This window comes from Candidatus Eisenbacteria bacterium, from assembly GCA_005893305.1.
GTDB lineage: Bacteria > Eisenbacteria > RBG-16-71-46 > SZUA-252 > SZUA-252 > WS-9.
The window spans coordinates 1-20,498 of the sequence record VBOZ01000030.1 but is presented as its reverse complement, the minus strand read 5'-3'; the positions used below and the strand labels follow the sequence as shown (position 1 = coordinate 20,498).

Annotated in this window: 14 protein-coding genes; all 14 read right to left on the bottom strand. The window is 68.3% G+C overall.

Going from position 1 to position 20,498, the window contains the following annotated elements:
• Positions 1-888 carry a 4-hydroxy-tetrahydrodipicolinate synthase gene (locus tag E6K79_09820; protein TMQ63565.1) on the bottom strand — a complete coding sequence of 296 codons (888 nt, stop codon included), beginning with the start codon at positions 886-888 and terminating at the stop codon, positions 1-3.
• Positions 889-919: 31 nt separating this feature from the next.
• Entirely contained in the window at positions 920-2,422 is a 1,503-nt protein-coding gene (locus E6K79_09815; protein ID TMQ63531.1) for a hypothetical protein, read from the bottom strand.
• On the bottom strand, positions 1,972-2,961 hold the full coding sequence (argF, locus tag E6K79_09810) for an ornithine carbamoyltransferase (protein ID TMQ63530.1): 990 nt from the start codon (positions 2,959-2,961) through the stop codon (positions 1,972-1,974). The genes E6K79_09815 and argF overlap by 451 nt, the downstream gene beginning before the upstream one ends.
• Before the next feature lie 43 nt (positions 2,962-3,004).
• Positions 3,005-3,922: a tyrosine recombinase XerC gene (locus tag E6K79_09805; protein TMQ63529.1), complete on the bottom strand. Its 918-nt coding sequence runs from the start codon at positions 3,920-3,922 to the stop codon at positions 3,005-3,007.
• The gene (topA, locus tag E6K79_09800) at positions 3,903-6,242 is read right to left on the bottom strand and encodes a type I DNA topoisomerase (GenBank protein TMQ63564.1); all 2,340 of its coding nucleotides are present in this window, start codon (positions 6,240-6,242) and stop codon (positions 3,903-3,905) included. Before topA ends, E6K79_09805 begins: the two co-directional genes overlap by 20 nt.
• Positions 6,243-6,354: 112 nt before the next feature.
• The gene (locus E6K79_09795) at positions 6,355-6,828 is read right to left on the bottom strand and encodes a hypothetical protein (GenBank protein TMQ63528.1); all 474 of its coding nucleotides are present in this window, start codon (positions 6,826-6,828) and stop codon (positions 6,355-6,357) included.
• A gap of 19 nt (positions 6,829-6,847) precedes the next feature.
• Positions 6,848-9,943: a preprotein translocase subunit SecA gene (gene secA, locus E6K79_09790; protein TMQ63527.1), complete on the bottom strand. Its 3,096-nt coding sequence runs from the start codon at positions 9,941-9,943 to the stop codon at positions 6,848-6,850.
• Positions 9,944-10,189: 246 nt separating this feature from the next.
• Positions 10,190-10,771, bottom strand: coding sequence for a hypothetical protein (locus E6K79_09785; GenBank protein TMQ63526.1), 582 nt, complete (start codon positions 10,769-10,771; stop codon positions 10,190-10,192).
• 9 nt (positions 10,772-10,780) lie between these two features.
• Complete coding sequence (locus E6K79_09780) at positions 10,781-13,156, bottom strand: hypothetical protein (protein ID TMQ63525.1); 2,376 nt, start codon at positions 13,154-13,156, stop codon at positions 10,781-10,783.
• 7 nt (positions 13,157-13,163) lie between these two features.
• Positions 13,164-16,040 carry a M6 family metalloprotease domain-containing protein gene (locus tag E6K79_09775; GenBank protein TMQ63524.1) on the bottom strand — a complete coding sequence of 959 codons (2,877 nt, stop codon included), beginning with the start codon at positions 16,038-16,040 and terminating at the stop codon, positions 13,164-13,166.
• A 16-nt stretch (positions 16,041-16,056) separates the two neighbouring features.
• Complete coding sequence (gene guaA, locus E6K79_09770) at positions 16,057-17,595, bottom strand: glutamine-hydrolyzing GMP synthase (GenBank protein TMQ63523.1); 1,539 nt, start codon at positions 17,593-17,595, stop codon at positions 16,057-16,059.
• Entirely contained in the window at positions 17,592-19,223 is a 1,632-nt protein-coding gene (purH, locus tag E6K79_09765) for a bifunctional phosphoribosylaminoimidazolecarboxamide formyltransferase/IMP cyclohydrolase (protein TMQ63522.1), read from the bottom strand. Before purH ends, guaA begins: the two co-directional genes overlap by 4 nt.
• Entirely contained in the window at positions 19,220-20,101 is an 882-nt protein-coding gene (locus E6K79_09760; protein TMQ63563.1) for a phosphoribosylaminoimidazolesuccinocarboxamide synthase, read from the bottom strand. Before E6K79_09760 ends, purH begins: the two co-directional genes overlap by 4 nt.
• A 17-nt stretch (positions 20,102-20,118) precedes the next feature.
• Positions 20,119-20,498 (bottom strand): phosphoribosylglycinamide formyltransferase (locus E6K79_09755; GenBank protein TMQ63521.1); only part of this gene is annotated, 380 nt, incomplete at its 5' end.

The window sequence follows — 20,498 nt, the reverse complement described above, 5'->3', positions numbered from 1 at the left end:
TCAGCCGGCCGCGCGCGCGGGCGCGCGAAGGCCGAGTTTCTCGAGCGTCTGGTCGATGGCGGTGGCCGTATCGGGGCGAACGGGGACGAGCGGGAGGCGAAGCTCCGCGGCGGTGAATCCAAGCCGCTCCAGCGCGTGCTTCAAGGGGCCGGGATTCGTCTCGATGAAGAGCGCGCGCAAGAGCGGGAAATACTTGCGATGAATCTCCTCGGCGTCCTGAACGCGCCCGGCGCGGAAATGGCGGTGGATCGCGACCAGCTCGGCCGGGATCAGGTGCCCCGCCACCGAGACGACGCCGCGCGCGCCGACCGCGAGGAGCGGGAGATAGAGCGAGTCGTCCCCGGACAGCACGGCGATGTCGCAGAGCGTGCGGATCGCGCTCGACTGGTCGAGCGATCCGCTCGCCTCCTTGATGGCCGCGATGCGGGGGTGCTGGGCCAAACGGGCGACCGTCTCGGGCGTGATCGACGCCCCGGTTCGCGAGGGAACGTTATAGAGAACGATCGGGCGGTCGATCGCGTCGGCGACGGCCCGATAGTGGGCCAGGAGCCCTTCCTGAGTCGGGCGGCAGGAGTAGGGCGTGATCACCATCACGCCGTCCGTGCCGAGCCGGATCGCCTCGCGGGAGAGCTCGATCGTCTCGTCGGTGGTCGCGGTTCCCGTCCCGGCGATCACCGACGCCTTTCCCTTCGCCGCTTCGATCACCGCCGCGATCACGCGCGCCCGCTCCTCCCGTGTCAGCGAGGTCGCTTCCCCGGTGCAGCCGCAGGGATAGAACGAGCGGATTCCCTTCTCGACCAGGTGCTCGGTCAGGCGCGCGAGGGCCGTGGCGTCCACGGCTCCCTTTCGGAACGGCGTCACCAACGCGACGCCGACTCCTTCGAACATGGTCTTGGGATCGGTCATGCTCTAGTCCTCGTTACTCGGGAGGAGGCGCGGCCCGCTCCCGGGCAGGTACGGAGCTGAAATCGAATTCGAACGGACCGTACTCCTCCTCGGGCTTCGCCTCGACCGGCTCGTCGCGCCGGAACGTGGGTCCCGGCTTCTCGTCTTCGGCCGCGGGCAACCGCGTCGCCGACAGCCGGTACGTCCCCGCCGGTACCCGGACCGCGTACGCGCCCGGGCCAACGCGCTCCACCCGCCGGAAGAGCGTCGAGTCCGTCGTCTCGACCGCCTCGATACGGAAGCGCGCGGTGGAGTCGGGCGTGACGATCTTTCCGCTCAGGATCGCCGGCGCCTTGGGATCGACCGCGACGATATTAATACTATCGGCTTCCATCCTCTCCGGCGTCAAGCGGATCGGAGAGGGGTAGCTCACGATCAGATCGGTCTCGGGATCGATCGACCCGTTCGAGTTGCGATCGTAGAACGCGTGGACCGTGAACCCGCGATTCGCGGGGAGACCTCCGAGCGAGTAAACACCCCCGGTGTCGGTCTCGGTCGCGTAGGTGGGAACGACCTCCATCGTGTCGGGGCGCGGCCCCAGCGAGTCCGGGAACGCGAGGATCGGAACTCCGGCCCGCCGAAGCGTCTTCGCCCGCAGCACTCCCGAGATCCTTCCCCGGTCGAGGGAATCGCCCGTGCTGAAGTGGAGCGTCACCGCGTTCCTCATCGGCACGCTCCGCGCGTCGCGGATCGTCCCGCTCAGGAGAACGATGTAGGTCGTGCGCTCGGAGAGCGGCCGATCCCACACGACCCGGACCCTCCGCCCGCTCCAATCGAAGGTCTGCCGTCCCACGGGCGGGTAGATTCGAAACCCGTCGCGGACGGTCGTCCGGTCCATCGTCTCCGAGAACGTGATCTCGACCGGCGAGTCGACCGGCAACCGAACCGCGCTGTCGGGAGGCGCCGCCGCGATCACGCGGGGAGCGATGACGTCGATCGGACCCCCGGGGGGGAAGATGGAGCGGGCGCATCCCCCGAGACCGCCGCCGATCAGGATCGCCGCGGCGGCAAGGAGGATCCGACCTCTCACCGGCGCCGGCGTCCCTTCGCGGCCGTCGGCTTCTTCTTCGCCTTCGTTGTCTTCGTTTTCCGAGGAGCGGCTGACTTGCCGAGCCACAGGTAGAGAATCGCCTTCTGGAGGTGGAGCCGGTTCTCGGCCTGATCGAATACCGCCGATTGCGGCCCCTCCATAACGTCGTCCGTGATCTCCTCGCCCCGGTGGGCCGGGAGGCAGTGGAGCACGACCGCGCCCGGCTTCGCGCGGCGGAGCAGCTCGGCGTTGATCTGGTAGGGACGGAAGATCGGGAGACGCCGTTCGCGCTCCGCCTCCTGGCCCATGCTCGCCCAGACGTCCGTGTAGAGGACGTCGGCCCCCTCCGCTGCAGCGGCCGGCGATCGGTGGATCTCGATCTTCCCCCGCCCCGCCGATTCCACCTGCGCGATCAGGTTCCGGTCGGGATCGTAACCTTCGGGGCATGCGATCCGGACGGTGAGCCCGAAGAGCCCGGCCGCCTCCACCCAGGAGTTGGCCACGTTGTTTCCGTCACCGATGTAGGCGACGACGATGCGGTCGAGGTTTATCTTCCTCTCGTAGAGCGTGAAGAGGTCGGCGAGGACCTGGCAGGGGTGGAGCCAGTCGGTCAGCCCGTTGATCACCGGCACGCTGGCGTGGCGCGCGAGGCCCACGGCGAGCTGGTGATCGAACGTCCGGATCATGATCCCGTCGACGTAGCCGGAGAGGACCCTCGCCACGTCCTGGACCGGCTCGCGGGAGCCGATCCCGATCTCGCGATCGGTGATGAACACCGATTCCCCGCCCAGCTGCGTCATCGCGACCTCGAACGACAGCCGGGTGCGGAGGCTGGGTTTGTGGAAGATGAGCGCCAGGGACTTCTGGGCCAGCTCCTGGTGCTTTCGACCCGCGCGGAGGTCGGCCTTGAGCTTGGCCGCGACCGAGAAGAGCCGGTCGACGTCGGCCCGGGTCAGATCGACAAACGACAAAAGGTCCGGATTCATGCGTCGCGCCCCCTGGGTGGTGGTTTCCGCGGCCGCGGCTTGCTCACGCCCGCGGGTGGGCCCGAGAGTAGGCCGCCTTGAGGCGGCGCCGCGTGACGTGCGTGTAGATCTGGGTGGTGGCGAGGTTCTGGTGGCCGAGCAGCTCCTGGACCGCCCTCAGATCGGCGCCGCGGTCGAGGAGGTGGCTCGCGAAGCTGTGGCGGAGCGCGTGGGCGTGCGTCGCGGCGCTAGGGCCCAGGCGGCCCAGGATCGCCGTCACGTCGCGCTCCAGCGTCCGCGCCGTCACGCCTCGCCCGCGCGCCCCCGGTAGGAGCGCCTCCGCGGGCTCGGGCACACGTCCCAAGGCGGCCCAGTAGCGATGGAGCGCCGCCACGGCGCGCCGGCTCACGGGGACGACGCGCTCGCGGCTTCCCTTTCCCAGGACCCGTACGAGGTGGCGCCGCTCGTCCAGCCGGTTCCGGGTGAGCCCGGCCAGCTCTCCCACGCGGAGTCCCGCGCCGTAGAGGCACTCGACGGTCGCGAGGGCGCGCAGCGAGCGGGAGTCGTCCGCAGGGATCCTCCCCGCGAGGTCATCGAGGAGGGCGTTCAGAGCCGTCTCCGAGATCGAGGCAGGCAGCGTCTGGGGCAAGGACACGCGCGGCAAGGCGCCGCGCGTCGTGGCGGTCGGGTGTCCGCGCCGCTCCATGAATCGGAGGAAGGAGCGCACCGCGGCGAGCGATCGCGCGAGCGTCCGCGCCGCGATGGGCCGCTTCGCGTCGGTCCGCTCGAGCGATCGGGCCGCGGCGTACGCGGTGACCAGCTCCGGCGTCAGGTCTTCCGGGACGCGGGCCGCCCGCTTGAGGCGCGACCGGGCGAACGCGTTGAGCCGGTTGAGCTCGTCCCGATAGGCGCGCACCGTCGCGCTCGAGCAGCGGCGGTGCTCCTCGAGGTGGCGGAGGTAATCAGCGATCCAGCGTTCCACTCAGCGCTTCCGTCGACTCGGTTTCGACACGGGTCTTGCACTTCGGACACTGGAGGAAGTCGCCCTTCGACTTGGTGTGCTTCTGGACGAGAATCGGCGAATCGCAATTCGGGCACTTCTGCTTCACGGGACGATCCCAGATCGCGAAATCGCACTCGGGATAGCGGCTGCATCCGTAGAACGGCTTTCCGCGCCGGGTCCGCCGCTCCACCAGCTCGCCCTGCACGCACTTCGGGCACGCGATCTGGAGCGTGAATGGCCGGGTCCCCTTGCATTCGGGATATGTCGAGCAAGCGAGGAATTTGCCGAAGCGACCGGTCCGGACCCGCATCGCGCTCCCGCAGATCGGGCAGAGCGCCGTGGGCGGCGCTTCGGCCGGCACGCCCTCTTCCTCGAGCGGCATCGTCGCCTTGCACTCGGGATATCGCGGGCACGCCAGGAACGGGCCGCTCCTCCCGAATTTCTTCACCATCTTCGAGCCGCACTTCGGGCACGGTGTCTCGGTCTCCTGGACGAGGGAGGCGCGGACCTTCTCTTGCTGGGACTCCGCCTTCGTGAGATCGCTCTGGAACGGCGTGTAGAAGCCCGACACGACGTCGGTCCAGGCGTCCTTCCCCGTCTCGATCCGGTCGAGCTGGCCCTCGAGCCGGGCCGTGAACTCCACGTCGAACACGTCCGAGAACATCTTGCCGAGAAGCTTCCAGACCGTCATGCCGAGCTCGGTAGGCACGAGCTTCCCGCGGTCCCGCGTCACGTAGTCGCGGCTCAGGATCGTGCTGACGATCGTCGCGTAGGTGCTCGGTCGCCCGATTCCCTTCTCCTCGAGCGTCTTGACGAGCGTCGCCTCGGTGTAGTGGGGCGGGGGCTCGGTGAAGTGCTGCTCGGGCAGAATCTCCTTCATGGCGAGCGCGTCGTTCACTGCGAGCGTCGGAAGCTTGCTCGCCTCAGGGCCCGTCTCCTCGATCAGGGTCGTCGAATAGGCCCGCGCGAAGCCGTCAAAGAGCACGCGGCTCCCCGACGCGCGCAGGAGATAGGAACCCGCGGTGATCTCGGCGGTCGTCGTGAGGACCAGGGCCGGGTTCATCTGCGAGGCGGCGAAGCGCTGCCAGATCAGCTCGTAGATCCGATACTGGTCATGGTCCAGATGGCTCTTCACCGAGGCCGGCGTGCGCAGGACGGACGTCGGCCGCACCGATTCGTGGGCATCCTGTGATGTCTCCCTCGAGCGGTACTGCCGGGGCTCGGCCGGGAGATAGGCGTCCCCGAACTGCGACCGGATGAAGTCGCGCACCTCGGCGAGCGCGTCCGGCGAGACGCGGGTCGAGTCGGTACGCATGTAGGTGATCAATCCCGTCGACCCTTCTGATCCGACGTCGATCCCCTCGTAGAGCTGCTGGGCGATCACCATCGTTTTCTGTCCGCTGTACTTGTAGCGCCGGAACGCCTCCTGCTGGAGCGTGCTCGTGATGAACGGCGGGAGCGGATTCCGCTTCTTCTCCTGGGTGCGGATGTTGGAAACGACGAAGCGCTCCTTACCGAGCGCCGCGGCCTCCGCCTTCGCCTGCGCCTCGTTCTCGAGCGCGAGCTTCTCGCCGCCCTTCTTCTGAACGCGGGCGCGAAAGACGTCGCCTTTCGGGCTCGCGAGGTCGGCGTCGATCGTCCAGTACTCCCTCTGCACGAACTTCTGGATCTCGTCCTCGCGCTCGCAGATGAGCCGCAGCGCGACGGACTGCACGCGGCCGGCCGAGAGCCCGTAGCGGATCGTCTTCCAGAGGAAGGGGCTGACCTTGTATCCGACCAGGCGGTCCAGGACGCGCCGCGCCTGCTGGGCGTGCACCTTCTGCATGTCGATGGTGCGGGGGCTCAAGAGAGCCGCCTCGATCCCGCGCTTCGTGATCTCGTAGAACGCGAGCCTCTGGATCTTGGAAGCGTCGCTGCCCAGGGTCTCGGCCAGGTGCCACGCGATCGCCTCGCCCTCGCGATCGGGATCGGGCGCGAGATAAACGGTCGAGGCCCGGTGGGCGCTCGCCTTCAGATCCTTGACGATCTTGGCCTTGCCCTTGATGAGAATGTAGGAAGGCTCGAAGCCATTCTCGATCTCGACGCCCAGCTTGCTCTTCGGAAGATCGCGCACGTGGCCGTTCGACGCCTTGACCTCGAATCCCGCCCCCAGATACTTCTGGATCGTGCGCGCCTTGGCCGGAGACTCGACGATCACGAGGTTCCGGCCGTTCCGGGCGGGTTTGCCGTTCGTGGCGGCGACTCTGGCCGCGGCTTTCCCCGCCGCGGACCCTTTCCGTTTCGCGGCCGCGCCGCGCACCACCCTGACGGCGGACGCACGCTCGGCCGGCTTCGCCGCGGGCGGCTTCGCCGGCGCCGTTGGCTTCGTCTTGGCCGCTGTCTTCTTCGCTTTGGGTTTCGGGCTCACGCTGTCAGTGCACCCAGGCCGAGGACGACTGGGAGAAGGAAACCCCGTTCTCGTCGTCGAACCACCGTATGAGGACGTCCGTCGCAAGCTCCTTCGCCTGAGTTTCGCTGTCCAGGGAGGAGCCCATCTCCTTCGCGCGGACCAGGATCTCCTCGAACTGCTCGGGCGTCACCTTCCCGCCCTCCAGCAGGCCGAAGAGGTAGCCGAATGCAGGATTCGTCAGCAGCAGGGCGCGCTCCGGGCCAGTGGGCACGCGGACGCTGGACCGCTCCTTCACGGCCTCCGGGACGTAGTCCTCCCGCGCGTACGGCTCGAGGGCGCTGAAGATCATCTCGAAGGCCCGGTTCACGACCTCGGCATCGAAGCGCCCGGAGTCGAGCACCTCGGTCAGCTCGAGGAGCGCGTCCTCGTTGCCTTCGACATACGCCTTCAGCTGCGTGACGATCACAACCATCATCTCCCGAATACTGTCATCCATGAGGCGTTCCCCCTCTCATTCAGGCACCGTGACATTTCTTGTATTTCTTGCCGCTGCCGCAAGGGCAGGGGTCGTTTCTTCCCACTTTCTCTTCCTGCGCCACCATCGGCGCCCGGCGCGCCGCGGGCGGAGCGGCCGGGGCCGCGGCGCCCGCTTGAGCCTCCGGCGTGCCGAAGGCGGTCACCGCCGCGTGCCTCGTCTCCTGCCTGGGGACGCGGACGCGGGGCGGCGGCGCCAGGTCGGGCCGCTCCGAGGCTCCCCCGCCGGACATCTCGCGGCCGGCGGAGCCGCCCACCGCGATCGGCCGGCCGGGCATCGGCTCCAGCACGAGCGTCGCGCGGAAGATCGTCCGCACCGTCTCCTCGCGGATCGAGCGCGTCAGCTCCTCGAACATCGCGAATGCTTCCCGCTTGTACTCCAAGAGCGGATCGCGCTGGCCGTACGCGCGGAGCCCGATCCCCTCGCGCATGTGATCCATCTCTCGAAGGTGATCCATCCAGTGCTCGTCGATCACGTCGAGAAAGACGTGCCGCTCCAGCTCGCGGAGGATCGGAGGCGATAGCTCCGTCTCCTTCTCGTCGTACGCCTTGCGGAAGATCTCCTGGAACGCCTCCGCGGCCACCGCCGGGGCCGGCATGCGGTCTCCCGAGCCCGGAATCACGGCGGGCCGAAGCAGGAGTTGGCTCAGATCGTTCCCGAGCCGCTTCCAATCCTCCTCGTCATACCGCTCCCCGCCCCCGAGGTAGGTTTCGACGCGCTCCTCCACGACCTCGTCCATCATCTCCAAGATTGTTTCCTTGAGATCCGCTTCCTCGAGGGCGCGAAGGCGCTGCGCGTAGATCACCGTGCGCTGGCGGTTCATCACGTCGTCGTATTCGAGAAGGTGCTTTCGGATGTCGAAGTTGTGCGCCTCCACGCGCCGCTGCGCGCGCTCGATCGCCCGCGTCACCAGCCCGTGCTCGATGACCTCGCCCTCCTGGACGCCCAGCTTCTCCATGATCCCCGCGATCCGCTCGGACCCGAAGAGGCGCATGAGATCGTCCTCGAGCGACAGGTAGAAGCGCGAGTGTCCGGGATCCCCTTGCCGCCCGCTTCGGCCGCGGAGCTGCCGATCGATCCGCCGGCTCTCGTGCCGCTCCGTCCCGAGAATGTGGAGGCCGCACGTGACCTCCTCCTTGCAGCGGGCCACGTTCTGCCAGACCCCGTTTCGCAGGCGGCTCTGCGAGCCCGCCATGCACTCGCGGTCGCACCGGATCACGCCGGTCTCGAGCTTGATGTCGGTTCCGCGGCCGGCCATGTTGGTCGCGATCGTGACCGCGCCCCGCCGCCCGGCGCCGGCGACGATCCCCGCCTCCTGCTCGTGGTACTTCGCGTTCAGGACGCTGTGGGGAACCCCTTTCCGCTTCAGAAGCCGGCTCAAGGTCTCGGACGCCTCGACGCTGATCGTCCCGACCAGCACCGGGACCTTCCCCTCGTGGAGCTCGGCGATCTCGTCGACCAGAGCGTTGTACTTCTCCCGACGCGTCTTGAAGATCACGTCGTTGGAGTCCTCGCGCCGGGCAGGTTGGTTCGTCGGGATCACGATGACGTCCCGCTTGTACGTGTGCCAGAACTCGTTCGCCTCGGTCTCCGCGGTTCCGGTCATGCCGGCCAGCTTCTCGTAGAGCCGGAAGTAGTTCTGGATCGTGATCGTCGCGAGGGTCTGCGTCTCACCCTCGACCTTCACGTTCTCCTTCGCCTCGATCGCCTGATGGAGCCCGTCGGAATAGCGCCGGCCCGGCATAAGCCGGCCCGTGAACTCGTCGACGATCAGGATCTTCCCGTCCTGGACAACGTACTCCACGTCCTTCTCGAAGAGCGAATAGGCCTTCAGGAGCTGGAGGACGTTGTGGACGCGCTCGCTCCGCTCTCCGTGGACCCGCTCCAGCTTCTTCTTTTCCGCGACCTTCTCGGCCGGCGAGAGCGACTCGCTCGCGTCGATTTCCCCGAGCTCCACCGCGAGGTCCGGCAAAAGGAACAGGTTCGCGTCCCGCTGCGAGAGGAGCAGCCTCCCCTTCTCGGAGAGGTCGACCGAATGGCTCTTCTCGTCGATCGAGTAGAAGAGGTCCTCGTCCACCTCGCCGAGCCGCTTGTCCCGGATGAAGTCGAGCTCGACTCGCTGGATGAGCCTCTTCAGCCCCGGCTCCTCGGCGAGGAGTTTGAGCAGGCGCTTGTTCTTGGGCGCGCCGCGCCTCGTCTGGAGCAGCTTCACTCCCGCCTCGTACTCCTTCTCGGGGTCTTTGATGAGACCCTCCGCCTCGGCGAGAATGCTGTTCGTGACCTGCATCTGGGCTCGCACGACGCGGTCGACGTCCGGCCTCATCTCGTCGTATTTCTGGAGGCTGTGCTCCACCGGGCCCGAGATGATGAGCGGCGTGCGGGCCTCGTCGATCAGGACCGAGTCGACCTCGTCGACGATCGCGTAGTGGTGCCCGCGCTGCACGCGATGGTCGCGGTGTCGGGCCATGTTGTCGCGCAGGTAGTCGAATCCGAACTCGTTGTTCGTGCCGTACGTGATGTCGCACGCGTAGGCCGCCCGCCTCTGGTTGAAGTCCATCGAGTTCTGGATGCACCCGACCGTGAGCCCGAGCGTCGTGAATACCGCGCCCATCCATTCGCTGTCGCGCTTGGCGAGGTAGTCGTTCACCGTGACCAGGTGCACTCCCTTCCCGGTCAGCGCGTTCAAGTAGATCGGCAGCGTCGCGACCAGCGTCTTTCCCTCGCCGGTGGCCATTTCCGCGATCTTCCCCTCGTGGAGCGCGATCGCGCCGAGAAGCTGGACGTCGAATGGGACCATGTCCCACGCGATCGGCTGCCCGACGACGTCCCAGGTCTTCCCGCAGAGCCGCCGGCAGACTTCCTTGACCACCGCGAACGCCTCGGGGAGAAGATCCTCGAGCGTCTCGCCCGCTTCGAGGCGGGCGCGAAATTCGACGGTCTTCCCCGCCAGGGCCTCGTCCGAGAGGGCTTGGAGCTTCTCGAACTCGGCCGAAATGGCCTCCACGAGCGGCCACATCCGCTTGATGTCGCGCTCGTGCTTGCTTCCGAAGAGTCGGGCGATCAGGTTGACGACCATGCCACCTTTAGATGCAGGGGATCCGCTCGGCGGGTCCCGAGGGGGGGTTCGAGGAGCCTTCCCAGACGCTTAGAGCCTGATACAGCGAAACCCCAGGGGCCTCCGGCCGCCGGGGTTGATCACTCAGGATGGTCCCTTTAAGTGATTGTATTTCGTGGACTTAGGCACATGCCTCCGGATTTGTCTGACGTGCGTTCGGGCAAAATGGTAGGGGCCCCCGGCCGGGGGTGTCAAGCGGGAAACGACCTATCTAAGTAGAAGCTCCATGGCGAAGCCCGCCGAAAGCGGAATCCGGAAGTTGTCGTCGAGGGGGATGGGGAGGAGCTCGAAGAGGGTGGCTGTCAGCGCTCCCACCAGACCCACCATCGGGGGCACGCCGGGCATGAGGAGGGTGAGCCCGAAGCAGACGAGGAAGCAGGCGATGCTGCCCTCGAGCGTTTTCCCACCGATGAGGCGCACCCGGCCAATCCACTTGCCCACGATCGCCGCCACCGTATCGCCCAGGATCAGGAACATGAGCGCGAGGACCGCGACCGGCTTCGGGAAGAGGTGGATCGTGAGGAGGCAGGCGATCAGGAGATATGTGGAGCCGAGCAGCGATGCCTCTTCGTGATTCCGGAGCAGCTCCCCGAAGAAGTGGCGGAAGACGTGGCGCGTCCGCGGGTGATTCAGCCGGAACACCTCGATCGCGAGCGACACGATGACCAGCGCGAGCAGGCCCCGCTCCCCGATGCGCATCCAGGAGTCCGGCGTGAGGTAGTAGCCGATGGGGATGGCGAGGGAAGCCAGGTGGATCGACTTCCTCTTGATCTCCGAAAGTAAGTGCACCCGGTCGGCCTAGAGCTGGTCCGCCGAGGGAACGCCGTAGAGCGCTTCGTAGCGGCGCCAGATGGTATAGACCTGCTTCACGTAGTCGCGAGTCTCCCGGTACGGGATGAGCTCCACCCACAGATCGTCCACCACGGGGCGGTCGCGGAGCCAGCGCCGCACCGCCTCCTCGCCCGCATTGTAGGCCGCCATCGCCGCGCGTGGGTCCCCAAACTCCGCGATCAATCCGCGAAGGTACCTCGCCCCGAGGCGGACGTTCAAGTCGGGGTCCGTGAGCGCCGTCTCGGTGACCGGCGAGCCGTTCAGGCGCGAGGCGGTCGACGGCAGGAGCTGCAGCAGGCCCCAGGCGCCGGCCTTCGAGCGCGCGGCGCGCTGGTAGGCGCTCTCCTGGCGCATGATCGCCCAGAGGAGGGCCGCGCTCAGGCTATCCCGCTTCGCCGAGCCGAGCACCGCGACCGGATAGGCCGGCGGATACTCGAGGCGCTGGGGGGGCGCGCCGTCGGAACGTCCCACCCGAAAAATCCCGATCTCCTCGAGGGCGTCGGTGCACGAGCGCGCCATCGGATCGTCCTCGCGCTGCGCGCGATCCCGAAGCTCGTCGACCATGAGGTCCGTGGCGCCCACGGCGCCCAGGAGGCGGATCGCGATCGGAAGCTCCGGGTCGAACCGCGGCGTCCGGACGCGGGCGCGGCTCGCCTCCCTCGTGCGGCCCTGTTTCTGGCCTCGGCGCGCCTTGGGGTCCGCGGCTCCTGCCGGATCGATTTCCCGCCGCTTCAGCTCCTCCGCCGCGCGGACACCCTCGTACGACCATGGATCGTCCAGGGTCACCTTCTGGAGCTGCGCCAGCGCCAGCGCGGTGTCCCCCTTCGCGAACGCGATGCGGGCGCGCCAGTAGTGCGCCGGATTCTGGTAGACGTCGTAGATGAACTGGAGAGCCGAGTCGGGCTGACCTGCCCGGATGCAGGCGATCGTGGCGTGGGCCATCAGGGCCTGCGTCGTCGCCGCGTCCCGGACATAGCGGCGCGCCCACGAGAAGATCCCGAGCGCCTCGGCCGGGGTCTTTCGATCCTCCCACTCTCGAGCCCGTTCCCAGGCCGCCGTGGCCCCGGCGGCGCTCATGGAATCCAGCGACACCGCGAGGAGGAAGTTGCGGTCCATCGCCTCGAAGTCGCCCATCCCCCGCCGGGCGCGGGCGAGACCGAGCGCGTACTTCGCGCGGGCGGGAGCGGGAAGGTCCTCGCGCGCGAGCAGCTTCGCGTAGGTGGCGGCCGCGTCGGGATTCCGCTTGAGCCGCGCCAGGAGAGACGCCTCCATCTCGGAGCGGGCCAGGGCCGCCGCGGCGTCGGGCGAGGGCGCGTGGCGCCGCTTGAAGAGCGAGAGCGCGGTCTCGGCCTCGCCCACGTCCCCCAGCATCCGGACCAGATCCATCCACATCGATTCGTCGAGCGAGTCGATCCGGGTACGAACCCAATCGGCGGCGCGCTTGACGATCGCGTATCGGGCGGCCGTCGCGATCTCGGGGTCCCGCGCGGCGTTCACCATCTGGACAGCGCCCCACAGGGTGTCGCGCATGGCGCCCGCGAGATCCGCCTTCAAGTTCACGAGCAGCACCTTCTCGTCGTCGCCGATGCCGTAGGCCTGGCTCAGGAGCTGCGCCGCGAGGCGGGGCTCGCCGTGAGCCACGAGCGATCTGGCGAGCCGGACTCGCGCGAAGGAGCGGAGCGAGGGTCGCGGCTGACTCAATAGCGTCCAGAGCGCGGCCCGCCGCGCGCGCGGATTCGTAACGGAGTCGGCGAGCTCGGCCGCCACGACGTGCGCGGCGTCGACCTCATCCCCCCGCGCCCTTCCGAGGAAATCCCAGCGGATCAGCCGGTCGCGGCCCTGGCGGCGGTCGGGGGGCCAACCCAGGAGAGCCAGGCCGGAATCCCTGGCGACGTGGAGCCCCACGGCGCGCGCCCGGATCGGAAACAACGATTGGTCCCGCCGCAGAGGCCCTTCCAGGAGGCGTATGGCCGCGTCGGAGCGGCCGTGCTCGATCAGATCGAGCGCGCCGTGACGCAGCGGGGCGTTGAGGGCGATCGACGCGTCGGCCGAGCGCCGCGCCGCGACGTTATCGCTCTTCGCCCAGGAGTCGAGCGCGTCGACGTAGGCGGACTCCGCGAGCGCGCTCCGCTCCGACGCGGCGACGATCTCGTCGATCGTCCCGTCCCACCGCGCTGCCCGGAGCTCTCGCCGCGCCGCGTCCCACGACCGGCGCTTCGCGAGCCATTCCGTGCCGCCGATCCGCGGCTTCGGCAAGGGCGACGGCGATTCCGCGAGGCACCGGCCGGCGGGAATCAACGCAACGAGGCATACGGCGAGAAGGACCGCTCGTCCGCGCGTCACGCGCCGCCTAACGGAGGAGCACCAATCGGACGCTCTCGCGATGCCCCTGGATGTCCACCTGAGCGAAATAGACCCCGGACCGGCATTTGTCGCCTCCCCTGTCCTGTGCGTTCCACGAGGCGCGGAATTCGCTGGGGACGAGGCCGTTCGCGCTAGCCTCGAGCGTGCGCACGAGACGCCCGGCGACGTCGTAGATCCGGACCTCGGGACGGAGCTCCGGATGCGGGAGGCCGTCCGGCGTGCTGAATCGGAACGTCAGTGCGCCGGGCGACGCTCCCTCGATCCGATAGGGGCTCGGTCCCGCGCGGAACGTCAGCCGGCGCGGCGCCGGCCCGGTCGAGGCGCGAGGCTGGACGAGCACGTCGTCCACGTACCATCCCTCGTAAGATCGCGCCTGCAGGCCGCTCGTGTTGAACGGAGCGTTGGAGACGTCGCTGGCGAAGCGGAATCGGACCCGCGCCGGCCCGGAGTAGCCGGAGAGGTTGGCCGTCACGCGCCGCCACGCCCGAGGCGAGCCGGAGAACACGTCGGCGCCGCGAAGCGCGGCATCCGAGTCGAACTTGATCTGGTTCCCGTAGCCGCCGTCCACCGCGAGCGGGAGCCATTCCCCGCCCGCGATCGAGATCTCGACCCGGCCGCCGTCGAACGCCTCCGTCCCGCCATAGGATTCGGCGTCGACGTAGGAATAGAAGACCAGCTCCGAGTTCGCTGCGAGATCAAACGCGGGCGAGAGGAGCGCCGCGTCTTCCCGGTCGGCGTAGGTCTGCGCCTCGTTCGTCCCGCTTCCGAGCGGAAGCGATGACCCCACCTTGGCGCTGTAGGTCCCTCGAGCGCGCGAGTCGGACGCGTGCCATTCGGTGGTGCTGCTTCCCGGGAGCGACACGCCCGCCCAGAATTGCCCCGGCTCGACACCCGACTCGAAGTTCTCGAACAAGCCGGACCCCATGCCCACGGTGACCGTGAAGTCGAATGATCCGGAGGCGCCACCTCCCTCGGTCCAGTTCACCGTGAAGACGATGTCGTGCGGGAGGGTCGCGATGCTCCCGATGTCGTACGAGAACGCCTGCGCCATGGCCGCGGTACCGCCGGGCCCGATCGCCGCCTGATTGGAAACGGAAGCCTGCGTGATGGTCACGCTCGGATCGGGGGTCGTGAGCACCAAGTTGATCAGCCCCGATTGGAGACCGACGTTCTTGAGCGAGAGCGTGAGCAGGTCGGTCTCGTTCGGATCGGCGTACCCGTCCCCACCCCCGTCGTTGATCGAGTATCCCGCGAGCCGCAGCTCCGCCTGGGACGAGACCCGAAGGTCGAACGACGCGGTGTCGGCGCCGTCCTGCACCCCCGCGATGTTCCAGATTCGGATCCCGGTGTCCGCGCCGCTCCACGACCGCGAGTTGGGCTGCGTCGCCTCGGTCATGCTTCGCTTCAGGAGCGTTCCCGGGAAGAAGTCGGCCGGGTCCCCATAGTTGCCGCCGTTCTCGAGCTGGAGCGGGTTCACGCTGTCGGCCTGAACCACCGCCACCCGGTAGCCCGGGTAGCCGTTCAGGTTGTCGATCTGGGTATCGTCGACGTGATAGACGAGCATCCCCTGGCCCGGCAGGAATCGATCCGAGCCTTCGCGGAGACGATTCTCGACCAGGTAATACTCGGTTCCACCGTCGCCGTTCGACCAGATGCGGCGCGACCCGCCCTGCCGCGAGACGGGCGGCAGCTCGTAGCGACCGGCGGCTTTGATCGGCACCGGGTCGTCGAATCCCAGGAACTGCCGGCACCACGCGTCCAGGTTTCCGGGGTTGGAGCCGAGCGGACCTCCGGCGGTATTCGGGTCGGAGTCATACGGAAGGTAATTCCCGAGGGCCATCAGGGAGTAGAAGCCGAGTCCGTTCCCTCCGACCGTGTCATAGAGATCGGGAAGGCCGAGCGTGTGGCTGAACTCGTGGAACCATGTGCCGCACCCTCCGTCGCCCGGGGAGTCGTTGTACTCGCTCACGAGCGAGTAGAGGAATCCGCGCACCTTCCCGGTCACGAAGCCGGGAAGGCACCCCGGGCCCCCGTTCGGACCCGGGCAGTTCGAATAGACCGCGATTCCTGACTCGTGCGACCAGAGTCGATTGCAGCCGACCGGGCCGCTGGCGCAGCTCGCGCTCGTCTCCGCGCCCTGCCCCGGAACGATCACGCTCACCGCGTCGATGTAGCCGTCGTCATCGCCGCTCGAGGGAATCCCATCGGGACCATCGTTGTCGAAGTACCGAAGGTCGCCGCCGAACATCAGCGCGGCCGCGGACATCGCGTCCTCGGCCAACTTCTGGGAAGAGTTGGGATATCCGCCGAAGTCCAGCCCCGCGTAACCGTTCGCGTAGTAATCGTACGAATGCGGCATGTCGACCCATTGCGGCGTGACCTGGCCCGAGATGATCAGCTTCCCGCGTGAGTTGGTCCGGTAGTACTCGCGGAGGCTGATGATCCCGTCGTTGGGATCGTCGCTGAAGAAATGCCGGTAGACGTAGTACGGCGTGGTTATCTTCGACGGCCCCGCCGCCGGCGCGCCCCCCTCCGCTGGGAATTTGCAGAGGACGACGAGGATGTTCCGGTGCGCCACGCCCTCACGCGGGTACTTAGCCATGTCGAGCGCGAACTGGGGATAGATGCGGTCGACTCCCCCGCGGCGCAGGCTGTCGAGGGTCGTCTGGACGTGCTTCAGTGTCGCAAGGCGCTCGGCCGGGGCCATTCGCTCGTAGAGCTTGGGGGACGGAGCCGCGGCGCGCGCCCCGCGAGGCGAGGCGAGGAGCGATGCGAGGGACAAGATCAGGGCGAGCGTGACGATCGCCGCCCGGCTGCCGAATCGGTGGTAGCCCAAGGTTTTCCTCCCGTGTCCGGACGGCATTCTCAAACCGTGACCCTCACTCCCACTCGATCGTGGCGGGAGGCTTCGTGCTGATATCGTACACGACGCGACTGACGCCTTTGACCTCGTTCCCGATGCGCGACGACACGCGCGCCAGGAACGCTTCCGGCAGCCTCGCCCAATCGGCCGTCATTCCATCGCTCGACGTGACGGCGCGGAGCGCGACCACCTGGTCGTAGGTCCGGCCGTCGCCCATCACCCCCACCGTGCGCACCGGGAGGAGCACCGCGAACGCCTGCCAGACCTGGTCGTAGAGCCCCGCCTGCCGCAGCTCGGTCAGGAAGATATCGTCCGCGAGGGCCAAGGTCTCCACCGCTTCCTCGGTGATCGGGCCCAATATTCTCACGGCGAGCCCGGGACCGGGGAAGGGATGGCGTCCAAGGACCCCCTTGGAGAGCCCCAGAAGGCCGCCCAGGCTTCGCACCTCGTCCTTGAATAACTCCCGCAGGGGCTCCACCAGTTCCAAATTCATGCGCTCCGGGAGCCCGCCCACGTTGTGGTGCGACTTGATCTTGGCCGAAGGCCCCCGCGTGGACGTGCTCTCGATAACGTCCGGGTAGAGGGTGCCCTGGGCCAGGAGCTGGGCGCCGCCCATCTCCTTCGCCGCCTCCTCGAATACCTCGATGAACACCCGGCCGATCGTCTTCCGCTTCTCCTCGGGGTCCTCGATTCCCCTCAGCTCCCCGAGGAATCGTCTCTTCGCGTCGACCGTGACGAGCTCGTTCCCGATGACCTCGCGCATCGACTCCGCCACCTGGGCCGCCTCGCCTCGGCGAAGCAGGCCGTGGTCGACGAAGACCGACCGCGCCTGCCCCGGGACCGCACGGTGGAGGAGCGCCGCAACGACCGAGGAGTCCACCCCTCCGCTCAGACCGCAGATCACCCGCCGCGTTCCCACCTGCGCCCGGATCCGCGCGGTCTGCTCTTCCAGGACTTGCCCCATGGTCCAGTCCCCGGCGAAGCCGCAGATGTCGAAGAGGAAGTTCTTGTAGATCCGCGTGCCGTGCTCGGTGTGCGCGACCTCGGGATGAAATTGCACGGCGTAGATCTTCCGCTTTGGATCCTCGGCCGCGGCGAGGAGGCCTTCCCCGCTCGTGCCGAGGAGCGTGAATCCGGGCGGCAGAGCCTCGACGAAGTCGCCGTGGCTTGCCCAGACGCGGCTCTCCTTGGGGAGCCCCGCCAGAAGCGTCCCGGCGCGCGTGACCGTCAAGGTCGCCTTGCCGTACTCCCGGCGGTCGCTCGGACGAACCTGCCCGCCCAGCTCCTTGGCAAGGAGCTGCATGCCGTAGCAGACGCCCAGGACCGGCGCCCCGCGATCGAGCACCGCGGGCGGAATTCCCGGCGCGCCCGGCTCGAGCACGCTCGCGGGTCCGCCCGAGAGGACGATGCCCTTCGGGTCGAGCGCCTCCAACTCGGCTGAAGAGATCGTCGGCGCGTGGATCTCGGCGAAGACGCCCAGCTCGCGCGTCCGGCGCGCGATCAGCTGCGTGTACTGCGACCCGAAATCCAGAATGAGAAGCCGCTGGTGGCTCAATGGAGGAAGCACCTCTCCCCGGTGTGCATCATCGCGATGCCCGCCTTATCGGCCGCGGTAATCGACTCGGCGTCCCGGACGGAGCCGCCCGGATGTGCGATCGCGGCGATCCCGGCCTTGGCCGCGATCTCAACCGAGTCGCCGAACGGGAAGAAGGCGTCCGAGCAGAGCGCCGCGCCGCGCACGTCGTGCCCGGAGCGTTCCGCCTTTGAAAGCGCGAGCCGCACCGCATCGACGCGGGAGGACTGCCCCGCGCCGATCCCCAGCGTCCGGCCACCCCGCGAGATCACGATCGCGTTCGAGATCGTGTGCCGCGCGACGCGCCAACCGAACTGAAGATCGGCGAGCTGCTCCTTCGTCGGCGCCGCCTTGGTCACCGGCTTCCACTCGGAGAAGCGGGGCGCGCCCGGATCCGTCTCGGCCAGGAGGCCTCCAAGCATCGTGCGGGCGCCAAAGCCCATCCGCGCCCGGCGCAGGAGGTCGGGCACCTCGAGGAGCACGAGATTCTTCCGGAGCAGGGCGAGCTTCTCCTCCGGCGCCGTGATCGAGGGAGCGAGCACCACCTCGAAGAAGAAGTTCCCGATCGCCTCGAGCGCGGCCGCGTCGAGCGGCCGGTTCAGGCCGAGGATCCCGCCGAACGCGGAGAGCGGATCCCCGTCCCTCGCCAGCGCGACCCCTTCGGCCGCGGACCGCGCGACCGCGGCGCCCGAAGGGTTCCGATGCTTGACGACGACCACGGCCGGATCGGAAAACTCGTGGAGGAGCCCGAGGGCCGCCTCGACGTCCAGGAGGTTGTTGTACGAGAGCGTCTTTCCGCGGAGCTGCGTGAGGGCTTCGACGGCGCCGCCCCCCGCCGGAGCGTAGAGCGCTCCTTCCTGCCCGGGGTTCTCGCCGTAGCGAAGCCGCTGGCTCAACCGGTACCGAAGGTCGATCGTCGCGGGAAGCGCGCCCGCGGCATCCTCGTTCGCCCCGCCCGCCCGCTCGATCACGCCCGGCAGTCCCGCGGCGGCGGATTCCCCGGCGGGCTCCGGCGCTTCCCCTTCCGCGAGGTATCGCGCGATCGCCGCGTCATAGGCGGACGTCCGCTCGTACGCGCGGCGCGCCAGCCTCCTCGCGGTCTCGACAGGAACGCCGCCGAACCGGTCGAGCGCGCTCAGGATCTCGCCGTACTGGCCGGGGTCGGTCAGCACCACGACGTGGTCGTGGTTCTTGGACGCGGCGCGGATCAGGGCGGGGCCGCCGATGTCGATCTGTTCGACCGCGTCGGCGTGGGACGCGTCGCCGGAGGCCACCGTCCGCTCGAAGGGATACAGGTTCACGGCGACCAGATCGATCGAGACGATCCCGTGCTTGTGCCGATCCTCCTCGTCCGACGCGAGGCCGCGACGATAGAGGATCCCTCCGTGGATCGCGGGATGGAGCGTCTTCACGCGGCCGCCGAAGAGCTCGGGGAAGCCGGTCACTTCGGAGACGTCGCGCACCGAGACGCCAGCCTCCCGGAGCGCGACGGCGGTTCCGCCGGTGGAGAGGATCTTGACGCCGTGCCGCGCGAGGCCGTGCGCGAACTCGACCAGGCCGGTCTTGTCGGAGACCGAGAGGAGTGCCCGGCCGATCCGGATCGGTGTCACCTCGCCGCGCCAGCCCCCGTGATGAGCGCGAGGGCTTCCTCGTACCGGCGTCCGGCCTTCTCCACCACCGCCTCGGGAAGTTGCGGCGGCGGCGGGTTGTGGTCCCATCCGACCGAATCGAGATAGTCGCGGATGACCTGCTTGTCGAAGCTGTCCTGCGCCACGCCTTCGCGATAGGTGTCGGCCGGCCAGTACCGGGAGGAATCGGGCGAGAGCGCCTCGTCGATCCACACGATTGATCCGTCCCGGTCGCCGAACTCGAACTTGGTGTCGGCGAGGATGAGCCCGCACGATTCGACGTGCTTGGCGGCCGCGTTGTAGATCGCGAGGCTCAACGCGCGGAGGCGCTCGGCCGTCTGGCCGCCGACGATCGAGACCATCCGGTCGAAGTCGATGTTCTCGTCGTGCCCCTCGGAGGCTTTGGTGGCCGGCGTGAAGATCGGCTCCGGGAGCCGGGAGGAGAGCTTGAGTCCCGGCGGAATCTTGACGCCGCAGACGGTGCCGGAAGCCTGGTACTCCTTCCACCCCGACCCGGCGAGGTAGCCGCGAACCACGCACTCGACGTCGAACCGCTTCGCGCGGGTCACGAGCATCGACCGGCCGTCGAGGATGTTCCGGTGCGCGGCGAACGGCTGCGGGAATCGCGCCACGTCGGTCGAGACGTAGTGGCTCGGTGCGATCTCCCGGAGCTTCTCGAACCAGAAGCGGGAAACCTGGGTGAGGACGCGCCCCTTTCCGGGAATCCCCTCGCCCAGCACGACGTCATAGGCGGATACCCTGTCCGTCGCGACGATCAGGAGCAGCCCGTCCAGCGCGTAGAGATCGCGGACCTTCCCTTTGTAGTCCGGCGCGCGGCCCGGGATCACCACGTCGCGCAGAGCGCGCTCGGCTGTCTTCACGGCCCCTCCTCTTGGATTTTTCGTATCGCCTCCACGTACAGCCGGTGCTCGAGCGGGAGCAGGCGCTCCGCCAGCTCGTCCGGGGTCTCGCCTGGAAAAATCGGAACCGCCTCCTGAAGCACGATTCGCCCCGTGTCCACGCCAGCGTCGACCAAGTGCACCGTGGCGCCGGTCGTCTTGACCCCCGCCTCGATGGCCTTCCGCTGCGCGTTCAGCCCGGGAAATCGAGGGAGAAGCGACGGGTGGACATTGAGGATCGGGACGCTCATGCGCCCGAGAAACGGAGCGCTCAGCAGGCGCATGAACCCGGCCAGCGCGATCAGGTCCGGCCCGTCCTCCCGGACGATCTGGAGGAGCCGGTCCTCCGCCTCGGGCG